General features: G+C 48.2%; 14 protein-coding genes and 1 other RNA gene. 8 read left to right on the plus strand and 7 right to left on the minus strand.

Annotation, left to right across the window (positions count from 1 at the left end; translation table 11 throughout):
- Positions 1 to 54: 54 nt before the first annotated feature.
- A complete protein-coding gene (locus Q4Q57_RS14285) occupies positions 55 to 927 on the minus strand; it encodes a LysR substrate-binding domain-containing protein (protein WP_172481227.1) in 873 nt (290 codons plus the stop codon).
- 120 nt (positions 928 to 1,047) lie between these two features.
- Here Q4Q57_RS14285 and Q4Q57_RS14290 point away from each other — a divergent pair, with 120 nt between their 5' ends.
- Entirely contained in the window at positions 1,048 to 1,932 is an 885-nt protein-coding gene (locus Q4Q57_RS14290) for a DMT family transporter (protein WP_261273279.1), read from the plus strand.
- Between the two features lie 92 nt (positions 1,933 to 2,024).
- On the opposite strand, the gene dolP is transcribed toward Q4Q57_RS14290, so the two are convergent.
- From dolP to Q4Q57_RS14310, 4 genes are all read right to left on the minus strand, one after another.
- Positions 2,025 to 2,591, minus strand: a complete 567-nt coding sequence (dolP, locus tag Q4Q57_RS14295) for a division/outer membrane stress-associated lipid-binding lipoprotein (protein ID WP_106649115.1) — start codon at positions 2,589 to 2,591, stop codon at positions 2,025 to 2,027.
- Positions 2,588 to 3,181: a phosphoheptose isomerase gene (locus Q4Q57_RS14300; RefSeq protein ID WP_006083530.1), complete on the minus strand. Its 594-nt coding sequence runs from the start codon at positions 3,179 to 3,181 to the stop codon at positions 2,588 to 2,590. The genes dolP and Q4Q57_RS14300 overlap by 4 nt, the downstream gene beginning before the upstream one ends.
- Positions 3,182 to 3,290: 109 nt before the next feature.
- Positions 3,291 to 3,617, minus strand: a complete 327-nt coding sequence (locus tag Q4Q57_RS14305; RefSeq protein WP_006084496.1) for a YraN family protein — start codon at positions 3,615 to 3,617, stop codon at positions 3,291 to 3,293.
- On the minus strand, positions 3,614 to 5,518 hold the full coding sequence (locus Q4Q57_RS14310) for a penicillin-binding protein activator (RefSeq protein WP_311891191.1): 1,905 nt from the start codon (positions 5,516 to 5,518) through the stop codon (positions 3,614 to 3,616). The genes Q4Q57_RS14305 and Q4Q57_RS14310 overlap by 4 nt, the downstream gene beginning before the upstream one ends.
- Before the next feature lie 88 nt (positions 5,519 to 5,606).
- On the opposite strand from Q4Q57_RS14310, the gene rsmI reads away from it, so the two are divergent.
- The 5 genes from rsmI to Q4Q57_RS14335 all read left to right on the plus strand — a co-directional run bounded on the left by rsmI (position 5,607) and on the right by Q4Q57_RS14335 (position 8,312).
- Positions 5,607 to 6,449 (plus strand): 16S rRNA (cytidine(1402)-2'-O)-methyltransferase, encoded by an 843-nt coding sequence (gene rsmI, locus Q4Q57_RS14315; protein ID WP_006084494.1) that lies wholly within the window; start codon positions 5,607 to 5,609, stop codon positions 6,447 to 6,449.
- A 65-nt stretch (positions 6,450 to 6,514) separates the two neighbouring features.
- An RNA gene (gene rnpB / locus Q4Q57_RS14320) (RNase P RNA component class A) lies at positions 6,515 to 6,866 on the plus strand.
- Between the two features lie 361 nt (positions 6,867 to 7,227).
- Positions 7,228 to 7,551: a DUF883 C-terminal domain-containing protein gene (locus Q4Q57_RS14325; RefSeq protein WP_311891192.1), complete on the plus strand. Its 324-nt coding sequence runs from the start codon at positions 7,228 to 7,230 to the stop codon at positions 7,549 to 7,551.
- 9 nt (positions 7,552 to 7,560) lie between these two features.
- A complete protein-coding gene (locus Q4Q57_RS14330) occupies positions 7,561 to 8,070 on the plus strand; it encodes a hypothetical protein (RefSeq protein WP_311891193.1) in 510 nt (169 codons plus the stop codon).
- Entirely contained in the window at positions 8,064 to 8,312 is a 249-nt protein-coding gene (locus Q4Q57_RS14335) for a hypothetical protein (protein WP_220776805.1), read from the plus strand. The genes Q4Q57_RS14330 and Q4Q57_RS14335 overlap by 7 nt, the downstream gene beginning before the upstream one ends.
- A 65-nt stretch (positions 8,313 to 8,377) precedes the next feature.
- Here Q4Q57_RS14335 and Q4Q57_RS14340 read toward each other — a convergent pair whose 3' ends face one another.
- Entirely contained in the window at positions 8,378 to 10,021 is a 1,644-nt protein-coding gene (locus Q4Q57_RS14340; protein WP_311891194.1) for a hypothetical protein, read from the minus strand.
- Between the two features lie 191 nt (positions 10,022 to 10,212).
- Positions 10,213 to 11,433 (minus strand): threonine/serine exporter family protein, encoded by a 1,221-nt coding sequence (locus Q4Q57_RS14345; RefSeq protein WP_311891195.1) that lies wholly within the window; start codon positions 11,431 to 11,433, stop codon positions 10,213 to 10,215.
- 157 nt (positions 11,434 to 11,590) lie between these two features.
- Here Q4Q57_RS14345 and Q4Q57_RS14350 point away from each other — a divergent pair, with 157 nt between their 5' ends.
- The gene (locus tag Q4Q57_RS14350; protein WP_006083521.1) at positions 11,591 to 12,001 is read left to right on the plus strand and encodes an MAPEG family protein; all 411 of its coding nucleotides are present in this window, start codon (positions 11,591 to 11,593) and stop codon (positions 11,999 to 12,001) included.
- A gap of 217 nt (positions 12,002 to 12,218) precedes the next feature.
- The gene (locus Q4Q57_RS14355; RefSeq protein WP_006083520.1) at positions 12,219 to 14,660 is read left to right on the plus strand and encodes a YgiQ family radical SAM protein; all 2,442 of its coding nucleotides are present in this window, start codon (positions 12,219 to 12,221) and stop codon (positions 14,658 to 14,660) included.
- The last annotated feature ends 42 nt before the right edge of the window (positions 14,661 to 14,702 follow it).

Consider the following 14,702-nt stretch of genomic DNA (forward strand, 5'->3'; position numbering starts at 1 on the left):
ATCGATAAATTAAGCCGACGTCAGCGTCGGCTTTTTTGTGTCTGTATGCTCACCTTAGGCCTGTGATTTTAGCCAAGAGGAGAAGGCGGCAATTGCAGGTTCTGATAAACGGCGTTGCTTACAAAAGAAAGTAAATTCAAATCCAGTATGCACATCGGGAAGATTCAAGGCGACCAAACGCCCCGTGGTGATATCACCTGCCACCATAAAGTCCGGCGCTAGGGCTAAGCCTTGGCCTGCAATCGCCGCCTCAATCGCCATCACAATATGACTAAATACATGTTGTTGTTCGTTATCGAGTGGGATTTGGTGCGCCGATGACCACTTGTGCCAGTCGAGTCCGAGTGGGCCTTCATCGACAACCAGCAGGGCTTGTTGCTGGAAATTGCTCAGGCTTATGTCGCGCCATTTAAGGTAGAAATTTGGGCTGCACACTGGGATTAGCCGTTCTTTGTGTAGTAACTGTTGCCAATAGCCGCGTTGATTCAGTTTTCCTGCGATAAAGATATCTGCCGTGCTAGTGCTGAGATCAGGATCTTGGGTGATCATCTCAAGGCGGATTTTTACGCTCGGATATTGGCGGCGAAAATCGGCGAGTCTGGGGATCAACCATTTCACCGAGAAGGAACTGTAAACTGCTAAGCACAGCTGCTGATTGGGCGTGTCGCGCACCTTCAAATTAAGATCACTTAACTCGTTGAATATCCGCTCTAACTCTAGAAATAGTCCGTGTCCCTTCGGGGTTAACTGCAGTTTACGCCCCTGGCGGTCAAACAGTTGCTCGCCAAAATACTCTTCTAATACTCGTACTTGGTGAGACACCGCACTTTGGGTGATGCACAGTTCATCGGCTGCCTTAGAAAAATGCTGCTGTCTGGCGGCGGCCTCAAACACTTGCAGTGCGCGTAATGGTGGTAGCTTTCTCATTATTTTCAATATCTAAAGGCTTTAGTATGAATTTAATTCATCCAGCATGAGAAAGCATCATTTCAGCTTAAGTTTTGGGAGGATTATCATGCCGCCATTGAGATTTATGGATGTTAAAAAATGCAACGCCCAGTTGTTATAGGTTTGATTTTATTGATAGTAGGTAATCTATTTAGTGCCTTCTATGATGTGTCGATAAAGTGGTTGCCGGACGATGCGAATGCCTCGACTTTCCTTCTTGTCAGGCAAATCTCCTCAGTCTTTATGTTGTTGCCAGTGTGGTTGTATTCACAGCGGCCGATGACGACACATATTTCAGTTCACCTTTGGCGTGCCAACATAGGCTCAGTTGGCGCGCTTTTTTTAATTATTGGCTTGATGGCATTGCCACTCGCGACGGTTAGCTCATTGTTTTACTCGGCACCTTTGATGATCATCTTGATGGGGTATTTTTTCCTGAGGGAGCGGATCACTGTTGCCCAGACCATCTGCACTGGCTTAGGTTTTGTTGGTATTTTGATTATCCTGCGGCCGAGTGAAATGAACTGGTATGGCATTGCTGTGCTATTTTCGGCTTTTACCTTTGCGGTGAATCAGTTAGCGCTGAAAAAAGTGCCTAATGCAGAGCATCCCGTGTTAACGCTGATGTTGTATAACTTGCTGGGTATTCCAGCGACGTTAGTCATTGCGGCGTTTCAGGGCATCGAAGGTTTGAGTTGGGAGCTGGTGGGCGTGGCATTGCTGAGCAACGCATTTTTACTTGTGTATCATTGGTTTTGCGTGCTGGCCTACCGTAAAGCACAGGCAAGCGATATCGCGATTGCGGAATACACTGGCTTGTTATTTATTGTCTTTTTAGGCTGGTTGTTATTCGATGAGTGGTTGGATAACTTAAGCTGGCTCGGCGCTGCTTTGATTGTGTTGCCTTCGTTGTGTTTACCTTGGTTAGGGTCGCTGTTATCAAAATCGACGCCTAAGGTTGCAGATACACTAACGGGGAAATAACGCTGAGCGTTTAAGCCTAAGTATGCGAGTTGACTCGCGACTTAGGCTTCACTGCCAAAATACTCACATTTCAACATACTTGAATTGTAAAGTTACTCTGTATATTCAAATACTTTCACCACTTTACGCACGCCTGCTGTATTGCGGGCGATATCGACAGCTAAATCTGCTTGGGAGCGATGGATAACACCAAGTAAGAAGACTTCACCATTTTCAGTGATGACTTTAATGCGAGTCACATCTAAATCTTTCTCGTTTAACATGCGGCCCTTCACTTTGGTGGTGACCCAAGTGTCGTTGCTGCGTGTAGTGAAAGAAGTCGGGTTGCCAATGCGGATCTGATTGTGGATCTTGCCGCCTAGCTTAAGGTCTTGCACAACCTTGATGGCTTTATCCCTTAACATGGAGTTAGGGGCTTGGCCTATCATAAGCACATTGCCATTGACGGACACGCCAGTGATATTGGTTTGTTTTTTAAGATCTTCTTGCTCTAGCAGTGCGCTAGTTATCCTAAAATCCGTATTAGTATCATCAATCTGTGTCTTAACAGTGCGCTCATCATTGGCCATCATGGCGCCACTCACTGCGCCCACCATAACGGCACCGGCGCAGCCTTGTAGCAGCAAGCAAACCATTAACAGTGGGGCAGCGTGTCTCATTGCTGCTCGTCCTGCGGGAAGAGTGTGCGGTCAATATTGTCACACAGGCAGTGGATTACCAGTAAGTGCACTTCTTGAATTCGTGCGGTGACGTTAGAAGGCACGCGGATTTCCACATCGCCCACGCTCAGCAGGCCAGCCATAGCGCCGCCATCTTTACCCGTTAGGGCAACGATAGTCATGTCGCGGCTTAATGCGGCTTCCATGGCTTTGATTACGTTACCTGAATTACCGCTGGTGGAGATTGCCAGCAGAATGTCGCCCGGTTGGCCTAAGGCAAAAATCTGTTTTGAGAAAATCTCATCATAGCTATAGTCGTTGGCGATAGCTGTGATGGTTGAAGTGTCAGTAGACAGGGCGATGGCCGGTAAGGGTGGACGCTCAATCTCGTAGCGGTTTAGCAATTCAGCTGAGAAATGTTGTGCATCGCCAGCGCTGCCGCCGTTACCGCAAGCAAGGATTTTATTGCCACCCAAAAGACAGTGCACCATCATCTCGGCCGCTTTGGCGATTGATTCTGGCAGTGCTTCGGCTGCATCGATTTTTGTCTGGATAGATTCAGTAAAGCTGTCTTTAATGCGTTCTAACATGGATAAATCCTTTCAGGATAAAGTGTTGCTATCATGCCATATTTCCACAAGCGTGTTGAGGCACAGACGTTAAAAATAATTTGTGGCGCTACTCTCGCACTATTGGCGCTTAAAAGGCATCGACGAGCCAATGAATTTGATCGGCTTCCATGGCGATGACATCGAAACGACAGGGCACATCGAGCCGATTGAGTTGCAAATAATGGTTGGCCGCTTTGCGAATCCGCGTTATTTGCGCCGCGCTTAAAGCCTGTAATGCGCCGCCATATTGGGTTGCCGAGCGATATTTTACTTCAACAAATACCCAATGGCTTTTATGGCGCATGATTAAATCAATTTCCCCAAACGGATAGCGGACATTACGTTCGACAAAAGTTAACCCTTGCTGTTCAAGGTAACGTTGTGCGTGCGCTTCTGCCTGTTGTCCGAGTGTCATAGCTGGCGGAAGCTGCCTCTTTGGTAACGTCCCCAGCTTAATTGGCGGTTTACTATGCCATCTGGGTTAACCGATAAAGCGCCGCTGCGGCCATTGAATTGGTAGCCCGTAAATGAGCGCATTTGTGCTAAGCGGCCGATCAAGTCCATTGCATCATAACCCATAACAAACAAACGTTTCTGACTGTTATTCCAGCCCGAAAATAATGTGTTAACCATAAGGTTTTCTTCGCCGTTTTGCATCAGCCAAGGGGCGTCACTTAAGGTGAGGTTATTTAAATCCTGCGCCGTTTGTGTGCTTTCGTTCTCAACTCGGCTGCGGCTTGAGGTATACAAGGGCACAGGTTGAGTGAATACGCTGAAGTTTACGTCGATAAAGGCCTTGAGCAGAGTCAGATCCTGCGGTGTTGAAATCATATAAATGGCATCAATATCTTGGCGTGAGCGGAAGTCAGCCTGCACTGAGTTACCCAGCAGCTCCTTGATGCGTGCGATACGGGCTTGGCTATCACGTACGCCAAGGGCATCTTGCACTGTGGTTTTCATTTGGTCGCCACCATCGTAGTAATAGACTTCGACGACGTTATCGCTCTTCTTTTTCCACGCTTGAATAAAGCTTTTGGCCATACGTTTGCCAAGGGCATCATTGCTGGCGAGCAGCAATGGCATAGTGACGCCATCTTGATATAAATGCTCGGCGGCATCGGCTGCTTCTTGGGCTGGTGATAGCGCAAAGTAGAATTTGTTTGGATCGGGGGTGAATTTATCAACTTGATTCAAAAAGAGTTGTGGTACAGGCACCGCAGGAGCTGCAGCAACCGTATTAGCTGTTTTTTCAGGGTTAGCCGTATTGGTCAGCGCATTAGTGGTGGCAGTATTTGCTGCATTCATTACTTGTATTTGTTCGATTTCAGTCGGCAGTAATGGGCCAATAATAAACTCGGCTCCTGCTGTCAGTGCCTGTTGATAGGCACTCGCCGCATCGTTGGCCGTGTCGTAAAAATTCACTGCGACTTGATCGTTTTGCTTTGCCATATAGCTGGCTAATATGCCTTGGCGAATCGCATTGGCGGCGTTCGCTCTTGGACCCGTCAGCGGCAACAGCACGGCAATATTTTTCGGCGTAAATGGTTTAGCGTTTAAGGCTCTATCCAAATCGGCGGGCAGTTTGGCTGCAGCTGGGTGATAAGGATTTTGTTTCTGCCATTCACCTAAGTAGCGCACTAACTGGGTGGGATCGACGGCATAATGCTTAGCGATATAAGCCAGTTGTAACCAGCCCGCAAACACTGGAGTTTTAGCATCTTGGGTAAACGTCTTTATAGTTTGTTCGTGCATCGGCTGCAGCACTTGCCAAATGGTGTTATTCACTTCGTTGGCTTGGGCGGGTGGCAAGTAAGTAGTCAGTAAACTCAACTCGCGAACTTGTTCAATTGGCTGTTTATTCAATTGATATAAATGCGCTTTAAACTGGTGATAGGCCGTCATCTGCCAGCTTGGCAGGCTCCAATTACTTGGATAATTTAAGGTTTTAAGGGAATCACTGTAGGTAGACGTGTGTTCAAGCACACGTGCAGTTAAGTATTTATGTTCGGCCAGTAATGTTGGGCTTTGAGTTAAGCTCGGCTGTATCGATTTAAGTAGCTTCTGCGCTGCGGCATAGTCATTGGCATTAATATAGGCATGGGCTGCTAGCAGCAGATTAGTATCGCGCTGCTGCGGATCTTTACTATTGGCCGCTTGCGCCAAATAGACATTTGCCGTCAAAGGTGCGGATGCTAATGAGGTAGCCACTGTGGCGGTTGTTCCAGTGGAATTGGGCGATGAAACACCACAACCCGCCAAGATTACCGATAAAATGGCCACGGAAACGAACTTAGTTGTATTCAGGCTTTTTAACACTGGGCTTCACTCTGGTAAGATGCGGCCTCTAGTTTAACCTTCTCTCGCGCTTGACGAAAGTCTTGGCACTGTCATTACAGAGGTATATATGGACCAAAGCGTCGCACTCTACATAGTTCCTACTCCCATAGGTAATTTGGGCGATATGAGCTCACGGGCAATAGAAGTGCTGAATCAGGTTTCATTGATCGCCTGTGAAGATACTCGCCACAGCGGTAAGTTATTGAGCCACTTTGGCATTACCACTAAAACCACGGCCTTGCATGACCACAATGAGCGTGCGCGTGCCCAGTGGATTGTCGATCAGCTTGCCGCTGGACAGTCGATAGCATTAATTTCCGATGCGGGTACGCCGTTGATTTCCGATCCTGGTTACCACTTAGTCTCCCATGTGCGCCAATCTGGGTTTAATGTGATCCCTCTTCCCGGCCCTTGCGCGGCGATTACCGCCTTAAGCGCCTCAGGTTTGCCATCGGATCGTTTTTCTTTTGAGGGTTTTCTGCCATCAAAAGAAAAAGCCCGCGCCGATAAGTTATTGGCACTGAAAGAAGATCCGCGCACGCTGATTTTTTACGAATCACCCCACCGCATCGAGCACAGTCTAACGACTATGGTCGAAGTGCTGGGCGGTGATCGCCATGTGGTGATGGCGCGCGAAGTGACCAAAACCTTCGAAACCTTTTTATCTGGCCCTGTCTCAGAAGTGCTTGCCACCGTAAGTACTGACCCGAATCAGCAGAAGGGTGAAATCGTGCTTATGGTGCATGGCTACCATTTGAGTGATGACGAAGCGATTCCCACGGTCGCTATTAATACGCTCAAACTCTTATGTGAAGAATTACCATTGAAGAAAGCCGCAGCAATTGCCGCGCAAATTCATGGACTTAAAAAGAATGCTCTGTATAAATACGGCCTAGAGTCTGATTTATAAGCGCTAAAACGGTTACGAGCGGATTATCTGTGGTGCATCAGGGTGGCTTAGGCTATAATCCGCGCCGAGTTGGCCAGACAGTCGCCGCGTTCGCAAGAACGGGGAGGAAAGTCCGGGCTCCAAAGAGCGGGGTGCCAGGTAACGCCTGGGCGGTGCGAACCGACGACAAGTGCAACAGAGAGTAGACCGCCTGCCTGATTTATCAGGTCGGTAAGGGTGAAAGGGTGCGGTAAGAGCGCACCGTGCGGCTAGCAATAGTTCGTAGCAAGGTAAACTCCACCCGGAGCAAGACCAAATAGGGTTCCGTATGGCGTGGCTCGCGTTGGAACCGGGTAGGTCGCTTGAGCCTGTGAGCGATTGCAGGCCTAGATGAATGACTGTCCAAGACAGGACCCGGCTTATCGGCCAACTCACCTCATTCAATAAAAAGCCCGTTTGTCGTAATGACAAACGGGCTTTTTGTTTTTTAACGGTTGCAGCTTTAAGCGACCGTGACTTGTTAAATGATTAAAAATCAAAGTGTTGAATTCCCCGTCCGTATCCAATCTATATCCTATTTAGTTGTCTGTTCTGTCGCTCTCTTTATCAGCCTTCGCTGCAGGTAAAAATTACCCTATGTAGGTAACATCTACCGTTAACTGAGGGCACGGATATAAAGTATTTTAGTCTAAATATTTGTTTTTATTTGTTTATATCAATTGGCTTAGCCATTGCATTGGTTTATATGCAAAGTGCAGCATTTTGTTGCATTGCACTCAGTTCATCAAGGAGTCTGCTAATGGCCAGTTCAAAAAGTGTATCAGAACAAACTAACAGTAAAGATCGCGGCGCGTTAAATTCGCCAACCACAGCGAAAGCCAGCGAAGTGACGCATCATGCCGTTGACGCTGTGGCAGAGAAAGCCGCTGTTGCAGAGGATACTTTGCGTAAAACCGCCGCTAGCTCGCAGGAAACGCTGGCGCACAAGCAAGAGGAAATCAAACAGCAACTGCAAAGCTCTTACAGTAAAACCCGTGAGCTGGCAGCGCAAAATCCGCTGGCCACCGCCGGGATAGCGTTTGCAGCTGGTGTAGTGTTGACTGCCTTGTTACGCCGTCGTTAGGGTGGGTTTATGCAAAACCGTGCACAGTCAGAGGCGCCAGAGCAAAGACCAGTCCAGCATGCTGAACTCACTGGGCAGCATGCATCCGCTGCCCAGAATAAAGTGGTTGATCAGGCCATTGAGCAATTGGCTGAAATAGCGGCACTGAGCAGCTCGGTGAAGCAAGCCTATATCAATCAGTTAAATTTGGCAGGAAAAATAGCAACGGCAGAATGGCAGTTAACGGGTCGCAGCTTGATTATTGCTGCGGCTTTGGTTGTCTGTTTTGGGACGGGTATTACCCTATTCTGGGGCAGTGTTTTATTACTGCTGGGCTATATGTTGTTTCAACTGAGCGGCTCGTTGTTGATTACCGCGAGCGTGTTAGTGGTATTGCAGTTTGTGTTATTGATCTGGTGTTGGCGTAGTCTGAGCTATGTGCTGTCGCAAGCCGGTTTTTCAAAGACTTGGCAGCAGTTACGGTTGTTGTTTTCTACTCAAAAGTCAGCCAACAAACAACAGGAAGATCAACAATGCTAGTGCAAAAGTTACTTAAAAAGCAGCAATTAGAGCTCACTGTACTGACGGAGCAAGGTCGGCTGCAGCATGAGTTATTGCAGGTGAGGAAACAACAACTAGCGCAAAGCGGTCGTGCTTTTATTGGGTCGACACCTGGCTTAATCGTCAGTTTTAGCCTTGGCTGTCTGTTTCAAATGCGCCACAACAGCACAGTAAAACTGCTGCGTAGCACCTTTGGTTTGCGTTGGATGACCAAACTCTAACTGCCCAGCCTTCCTATGGCGGTTAGCGTTTGGCTTTGTCGGATTCGCAGTTCCTAAATCAGCGACTAAAAACTGCTTTTTACTAGGAATCGCCATTCCCAGCTGTTGACTGACTCGCCTGTATAAGGGAGTGAAAAATCGATATGGGCGACGTTGCCATAGCTGGAGCGAGAGGAATAAATTCGCGCGCCTATGCCTATGCTCCCCAGTGGACCGCTGACTTCGTTATTCTCGGCAAATTGTCCGCCGGAGGCTTGACCCAGATCGGCAAACACTGCCCAACCCAATTCAGCCAATTGATATAAGTTGATATTGGGGTAATTACGTATCTCGGCGGTCAATAACCACTGATTGTCCCCTTGTTGGTATTCGTTGGGATAGCCGCGTACGCCAGTTTCATCTCCCAGCCCTTTGCTCAGATCCAGATAAGTGTTCTTTGAAAGGCTAGCCCATGCTTTGCCGTAGGCTGTCCACTTAGGATTGATTTGATAGAAGTATTCGGCTTGGATATCGACCTTGTAAGTGTCTTTTTGGGTTGTGCCGATTGTGCTAGTGCCGCCCATTTCTAACAGCCACAGTTGGTCGTCGAACTTATAGCCGCCAGTGCTTTGCCAATTGACGTGGTAGCCGACAGGATTGTTATCTCCTATGTCGTTGGTTTCTATGCCGAGTTGCACATAGTGATGCCAGCCTAAGTTAAAGTCTTCGTTGTTAGATATCAGGTGAACGTTATTCAGTACGTGGAAATCATCTTGGATAAACTCGTATGCGACCCAAGGGTACATAAAGTCCCTGTCTTGAGGCAGCATCGAATTGGGGTAGAGATCTGAATTGGCAAACTCATGTTTGTCTTGGGTAACACCAGTAATAAAGCGAGAAAGATGCTCACTGTTTTTATTGATTAACCAACCATATTTTAGATTGAGGTAGTCGACTGTGTGTTCGAATTCATTTATATCTTGCCCATTTTGTCGAATCGTATCGATACGGTTATCGTCTAAAAACTCAGCCGAATACATGGTATTGGTATCGAGTGAATAGAAGGGCTTACTGACATAAACGTGCTTCGCTTGGCCGTCGCTATTGTCGTAAAACTCGGCAGCAACTGTGCCGTGTTCGATAATGCTCAGCGGAGCTTCGAACGCAAATTTATAGCCATTGCGGGACTCGTTGGACTGGTACTTGAGTCGAGTGCGAATACCTGTTCCGAGTAAGTTATCTTCTTTAACGCCGAAGGAATAGCGAGTGTCGCCACCTGAACTACTCAGGCTCGCAGTTGGCAGTAATGACCAGTTATCCCATGTTTCGACGACAACGGATTCAACCGTGGGATCGGTATCGGCGAGGGGATCTTTTTCGGCAACATAAATTTTGGCGTCGCGGATATAGGGCACGGCCCGTAATAGCCGTTGCGATTCATCGAGATCTTTCTGGGTGACAGTATCATTTTCGCCGAAGGTCAGTTTATCGAGCACCACGTATTCTTTAGTGTTGATATGCAGGGCGTTCGCCCAGCGGTGGATGAAAAAAGCATCGGGATCGGATTCATCAAAAATAGGATTGTTAACTACGACAATCTTGCTGACTTTTTTGGTTTCTTGAGCCTGTGTTGCGGGATCGGCGAGCTTAGCGTCTTCTGCTTGGGCAGCACTGATAAGGCTGCCAACACAACAAGGTAGGATGCATGCATACTGAATGAATTTCTGCATAAAAGACCACTCCCATGAAATTGACGACTGCAGCGAAAATAACTTCACTCTGCAATTCACAATTTAATAACACATAAAAAGTGGAGGTTAGTCAAGAAAACATTTTAATAAGTTTCTGATTTTACTTAAGGTTAGCTTAAGATTGTTTTGAGGTGGCGGCTGGGCGTGGGCTCCAGCCGAATTCACAATTGTTACAATGTTCGCCTTGGCGGCACGGCGACGTTGGCAAAAATCAATCCCGCGATCAGCGACATAAAAATCAAAAAGATTTGCGAGCCAATATGGGATTGATTGAGCATGGTCTCACCGGAGATTAAGGCATTGAGTCCGATATAGGTTTTACTGCCGGGCACTAAGATCACTATGCCTTGCAACAGGGCGATGGAGGCGGGAGCTTTCATCCAGCGGGCGAAGAGGTTGGAGTAAATCCCGACAGCCAAGGCGCCAAAGAAAATGCCCACCGAATCACCAAAATAATGCCCGCCGAGCATGGCCGAGAAAAACGCCACAATTCCAGCTAATACGCCCCAAGGTGAATCTTGCATCCGTGCCTTGAAGATAAACACTAACGCCATAGATAAAATCGGCACCGCCGACCAAATTGCCCAGCGCGGCAACCCTTCTGGCTCGATATGAATCGCTTCGCCAAACACGGCTTTACCAATCGCCATGCCGAGCACTGCACCAAAGTACAGTTTAAACAATTGCATAATCGCATCCATGATGCGCGCCGTGCCGGAAATCAAATCCCGCGCAGCGAGTTCGGCCAGACCTAAGGTTAAGGCTAAGCCGGGAATAAAAATAATGATCGAGGAGAGGATCACCACTGGGATATTAATGTTGGGATCGATGCGCGCTATGCCGCAGGCGGCGATAGCACAAAGAATGGTGGCGAAGGGTTCGAGCACTTCGGCCATGCGTGCCGAGCGTTCGGCGCGGTATACCAAACCATAAACGAATAAGCCTAATAACCCCGACCAAAATACATCGTTCCAACCCGTGCCCATCAACATGGCAAAGGCTGCGGCAGAAGTACCAAATGAAAAACAAGTTAACACTGGGCCATAGGGATTGGGTTTGTTGGCGATTTCTTCTAAGCGCTCTAAGGCCTCGGCCAAAGTGCGCTTACCTGAGGTTAATTCGTCAACTAATTCATCAGTGCGGGCGAGGGAGCCTAAATCGAGTTCGCCGGGCTTCACTCGAGCGGCATGGTTATATTCTTGATCTGTATCGTGTTGTAAAACGAAGGTCATCGAAGTTGGCGAGATAAGGAAGTAGCCTTCGATACCTAAGGTGCGCGCAACGGTTTGTAAGTGGGTTTCTAGGCGATAAGCGGGTGTGCCAAACTTATGCAATGCCTTGCCTAGCTTGATGATAAATCTGCGTTTTTCGATAAACTCGTCGTTATCCAATCGGGGTATTCACTGTATAAAAAGTTGTAGGGATTAACGCGCGCATATTAACCTATCTTGTCTATAAAAGGTTAACGGCTTTTAACCTTAATACAAATAAATTGCTGAATTTTTGCAGCTCGGGCTATAGTCAGCTTTTTGATAAGGGGAAATAGATATGTCTTTGATGGTAACGGGTCTTTACGCTAGCCTCACTGGGCTATTAATTGTCGCTTTAGCTTATCGAGTGGTGAAAGTCAGAAAAAGTCACAAGATTGGCCTAGGGGATGGCGGTAACAATGCGCTTGCCTTAGCTAATCGCGTCCATGTAAACCTGATCGAAAATGCGCCTATCGTATTGATTCTCATGCTGGTGGCCGAAGCCGGTGGCTTACCCGTATTTTATCTTCACTGCTTTGGAACTGTGTGGATAGTGGCGCGCCTGCTCCATGCTATCGGTTTAACCCAAGGCCAAGGCGGTTACCATTTTGGACGTTTCTGGGGCGTATTGCTCACTTGGCTAGTGATCATCAGTCTGGCATTGGTGAATTTGCTGCATTTTGTTCAAGGATTAGGAAAGGGTCTCTAGACGCTTGGGATTGGGCGGTTGATTCCGCCCTAAGCCATATCCATAGCGGATTTAGGGGTATTAGGCTTCAGGCTCAAATACCCCGAAAAACGCCTTGATTGATGTTTTTTTAATCGCACTTATCCCTCGTTGCCTGCTATACTCCGCGTCCCTAAATTGGTGTAACTTAATTTTCAGTGGCGCCTTTATTTGACATTACGTTTTCGGGTCATAATCGATGCAAGTTGAATCCACACTCTTTAGTCATCCCAAGTATTGGGCTACAGGCGACAGCACTGCGCCTTTCTTACCTATGTCCCGCAAGGAGATGGATAAGCTTGGCTGGGATAGCTGTGACATTATCATAGTCACAGGCGACGCTTATGTGGATCACCCAAGCTTTGGCATGGCAGTGATCGGCCGTATGTTAGAGGCCCAAGGTTACCGAGTCGGCATTATTTCCCAGCCCGATTGGTCGAGCAAAGACGCCTTTATGCAATTGGGTCGTCCAAACCTGTTTTTTGGCGTCACCGCCGGCAACATGGATTCGATGATCAACCGTTACACTGCTGACCGTCGCTTACGTTCTGACGATGCTTATACCGCCGGCGATATTGGCGGTAAGCGCCCAGATCGCGCTGTGACTGTGTACACCCAGCGTTGTAAAGAAGCCTTTAAAGATGTGCCTGTGATCATTGGCGGTATTGAAGCCAGTTTGCGCCGCATCGCCCATTACGATTATTGGTCGGACAAAGTGCGTCGCAGTGTGATTTTCGATGCCAAGGCCGACATTCTGATGTACGGCAACGCCGAGCGTCCTTTAGTTGAAGTGGCACGCCGCTTAGCTGCCGGCGAACCGATTAGCTCGCTGCACGATGTGCGCGGCACAGCGGTTATCCGTAAAGAGCCGCTGCCCGAATGGCGCGGTATGGACTCGCGCAAGATTGACCAACTGCATAAGATAGAGCCGCTGCCGAATCCTTACGGCGCCGATGATGTGGGTTGTGCTAACTTGTCTGGCCCGTCGGATGTGAAGATATTCGATAACGAAGCCCCTAAACCAATTAGCGTTCAGCCGCCTAAACCTAAGCCATGGGATAAAACCTATGTGCTGCTGCCAGCATTTGAAAAAGTCTCCGAAGACAAATATTTATATGCCCATGCTTCACGGATTTTGCACCAAGAGCAAAATCCTGGTTGTGCCCGTGCGTTATTCCAACCCCATGGCGATCGCGCCGTTTGGGTGAATCCGCCCGCATGGCCGCTTAATACCGATGAGATGGATGCCGTATTCGATTTACCTTACCAGCGCATTCCTCATCCTATCTATGGCAAGGAAAAAATCCCTGCCTACGACATGATCAAGACGTCTATCAACATCATGCGTGGCTGTTTTGGTGGTTGTTCTTTCTGTTCGATTACCGAACATGAAGGCCGAATCATTCAGAGTCGTTCACAAGAATCGATTGTTAAAGAAATCAAAGATATTCAGGAAAAAGTGCCAGGCTTTACTGGGGTAATTTCAGATTTAGGCGGCCCTACCGCCAACATGTACCGTTTAGGTTGTACTAGCGAAAAGGCCGAAAAAACCTGTCGCCGTCTTTCTTGTGTGTTCCCATCGATTTGCGGCCACTTAGGCACAGATCATAAACACACTATCGACTTGTACCGCGCGGCGCGTGCTGTACCTGGCATCAAGAAAGTATTGATCGCCTCTGGCGTGCGTTACGACTTGGCGATCGAAGATCCGGCTTATGTAAAAGAGTTAGTGCAGCACCATGTGGGCGGCTACTTAAAAATCGCCCCTGAGCATACCGAAGAAGGTCCGCTCAGCAAGATGATGAAACCCGGCATGGGCGCCTACGATAAGTTTAAAGAATTGTTCGATAAGTTTTCGAAGGAAGCGGGCAAAGAGCAGTTCTTGATCCCTTACTTTATTTCGGCGCATCCGGGCACGACTGACGAAGACATGGTGAACTTAGCGCTGTGGTTGAAGGAACGTAAGTTCAAGCTCGACCAAGTGCAGAACTTCTATCCGTCACCGATGGCGAATGCGACCACGATTTATCATACTGAGTTAAACTCGCTGAAAAACGTCAAGCACACCAGTGAAGTGGTATCAGTGCCGAAGAAAGGCCGTCAACGTCGTTTGCATAAAGCATTGCTGCGTTATCACGATCCTGCAGGTTGGCCATTAATCCGTGAAGGCTTAACCGCCATGGGGCGTGAAGACTTGATCGGTAATAGTCCGCATCAATTAGTGCCACCAGAAGGTCGAAATGAGCGCGGACCTAAGTGGATGAAAGATGCCAACCAAGGCCAAAAAGCCTTTACGCGCTTCTCGGGTAATCAATTTGATGACCGCAAGGGCGATGGCAAATCTAAAGGTACGGCTAAAGGCGGCGCGCAAGCTCAAGTTGGTGCGGAATCAAAACCGGCCGCAAAAGGTGGAAAACCTACAGCGAATGCTGCTAAGCCAACAGGAGCTAAACCCAGTGGCTCTAAACCTAGCGGAGCCCATTCGAGCCGTCCAGGAGCGAAAGCGCCTTTCGGCCAGTCTGGTTTTAAGGCTGGCGGCTCTCAAGCTAAAAGCGGTTCTCAGGCTAAAGGTGGAAGTCCATCAAAAAGTGGTGGTAAACCAGCAGGTAAGCCATCCCAAGGTCGCCAACAGGCTAAGTAATCACTTTTTTAGCCATCACAAATAATGTGCAAAGGCCGCTCC

This window comes from Shewanella sp. SP2S2-6, assembly GCF_031931965.1.
Taxonomy (GTDB): domain Bacteria; phylum Pseudomonadota; class Gammaproteobacteria; order Enterobacterales; family Shewanellaceae; genus Shewanella; species Shewanella baltica.

Excerpts from the sequence above, each read along its gene's own strand:
- Q4Q57_RS14290 (WP_261273279.1), top strand. The coding sequence starts at position 1,048 with ATGCAACGCCCAGTTGTTATAGGTTTGATTTTATTGATAGTAGGTAAT.
- Q4Q57_RS14285 (WP_172481227.1), bottom strand. The coding sequence starts at position 927 with ATGAGAAAGCTACCACCATTACGCGCACTGCAAGTGTTTGAGGCCGCC.
- Q4Q57_RS14300 (WP_006083530.1), bottom strand. The coding sequence starts at position 3,181 with ATGTTAGAACGCATTAAAGACAGCTTTACTGAATCTATCCAGACAAAA.
- Q4Q57_RS14305 (WP_006084496.1), bottom strand. The coding sequence starts at position 3,617 with ATGACACTCGGACAACAGGCAGAAGCGCACGCACAACGTTACCTTGAA.
- Q4Q57_RS14330 (WP_311891193.1), top strand. The coding sequence starts at position 7,561 with ATGCAAAACCGTGCACAGTCAGAGGCGCCAGAGCAAAGACCAGTCCAG.
- rsmI (WP_006084494.1), top strand. The coding sequence starts at position 5,607 with ATGGACCAAAGCGTCGCACTCTACATAGTTCCTACTCCCATAGGTAAT.
- Q4Q57_RS14350 (WP_006083521.1), top strand. The coding sequence starts at position 11,591 with ATGTCTTTGATGGTAACGGGTCTTTACGCTAGCCTCACTGGGCTATTA.
- Q4Q57_RS14340 (WP_311891194.1), bottom strand. The coding sequence starts at position 10,021 with ATGCAGAAATTCATTCAGTATGCATGCATCCTACCTTGTTGTGTTGGC.
- Q4Q57_RS14335 (WP_220776805.1), top strand. The coding sequence starts at position 8,064 with ATGCTAGTGCAAAAGTTACTTAAAAAGCAGCAATTAGAGCTCACTGTA.
- Q4Q57_RS14355 (WP_006083520.1), top strand. The coding sequence starts at position 12,219 with ATGCAAGTTGAATCCACACTCTTTAGTCATCCCAAGTATTGGGCTACA.
- dolP (WP_106649115.1), bottom strand. The coding sequence starts at position 2,591 with ATGAGACACGCTGCCCCACTGTTAATGGTTTGCTTGCTGCTACAAGGC.
- Q4Q57_RS14325 (WP_311891192.1), top strand. The coding sequence starts at position 7,228 with ATGGCCAGTTCAAAAAGTGTATCAGAACAAACTAACAGTAAAGATCGC.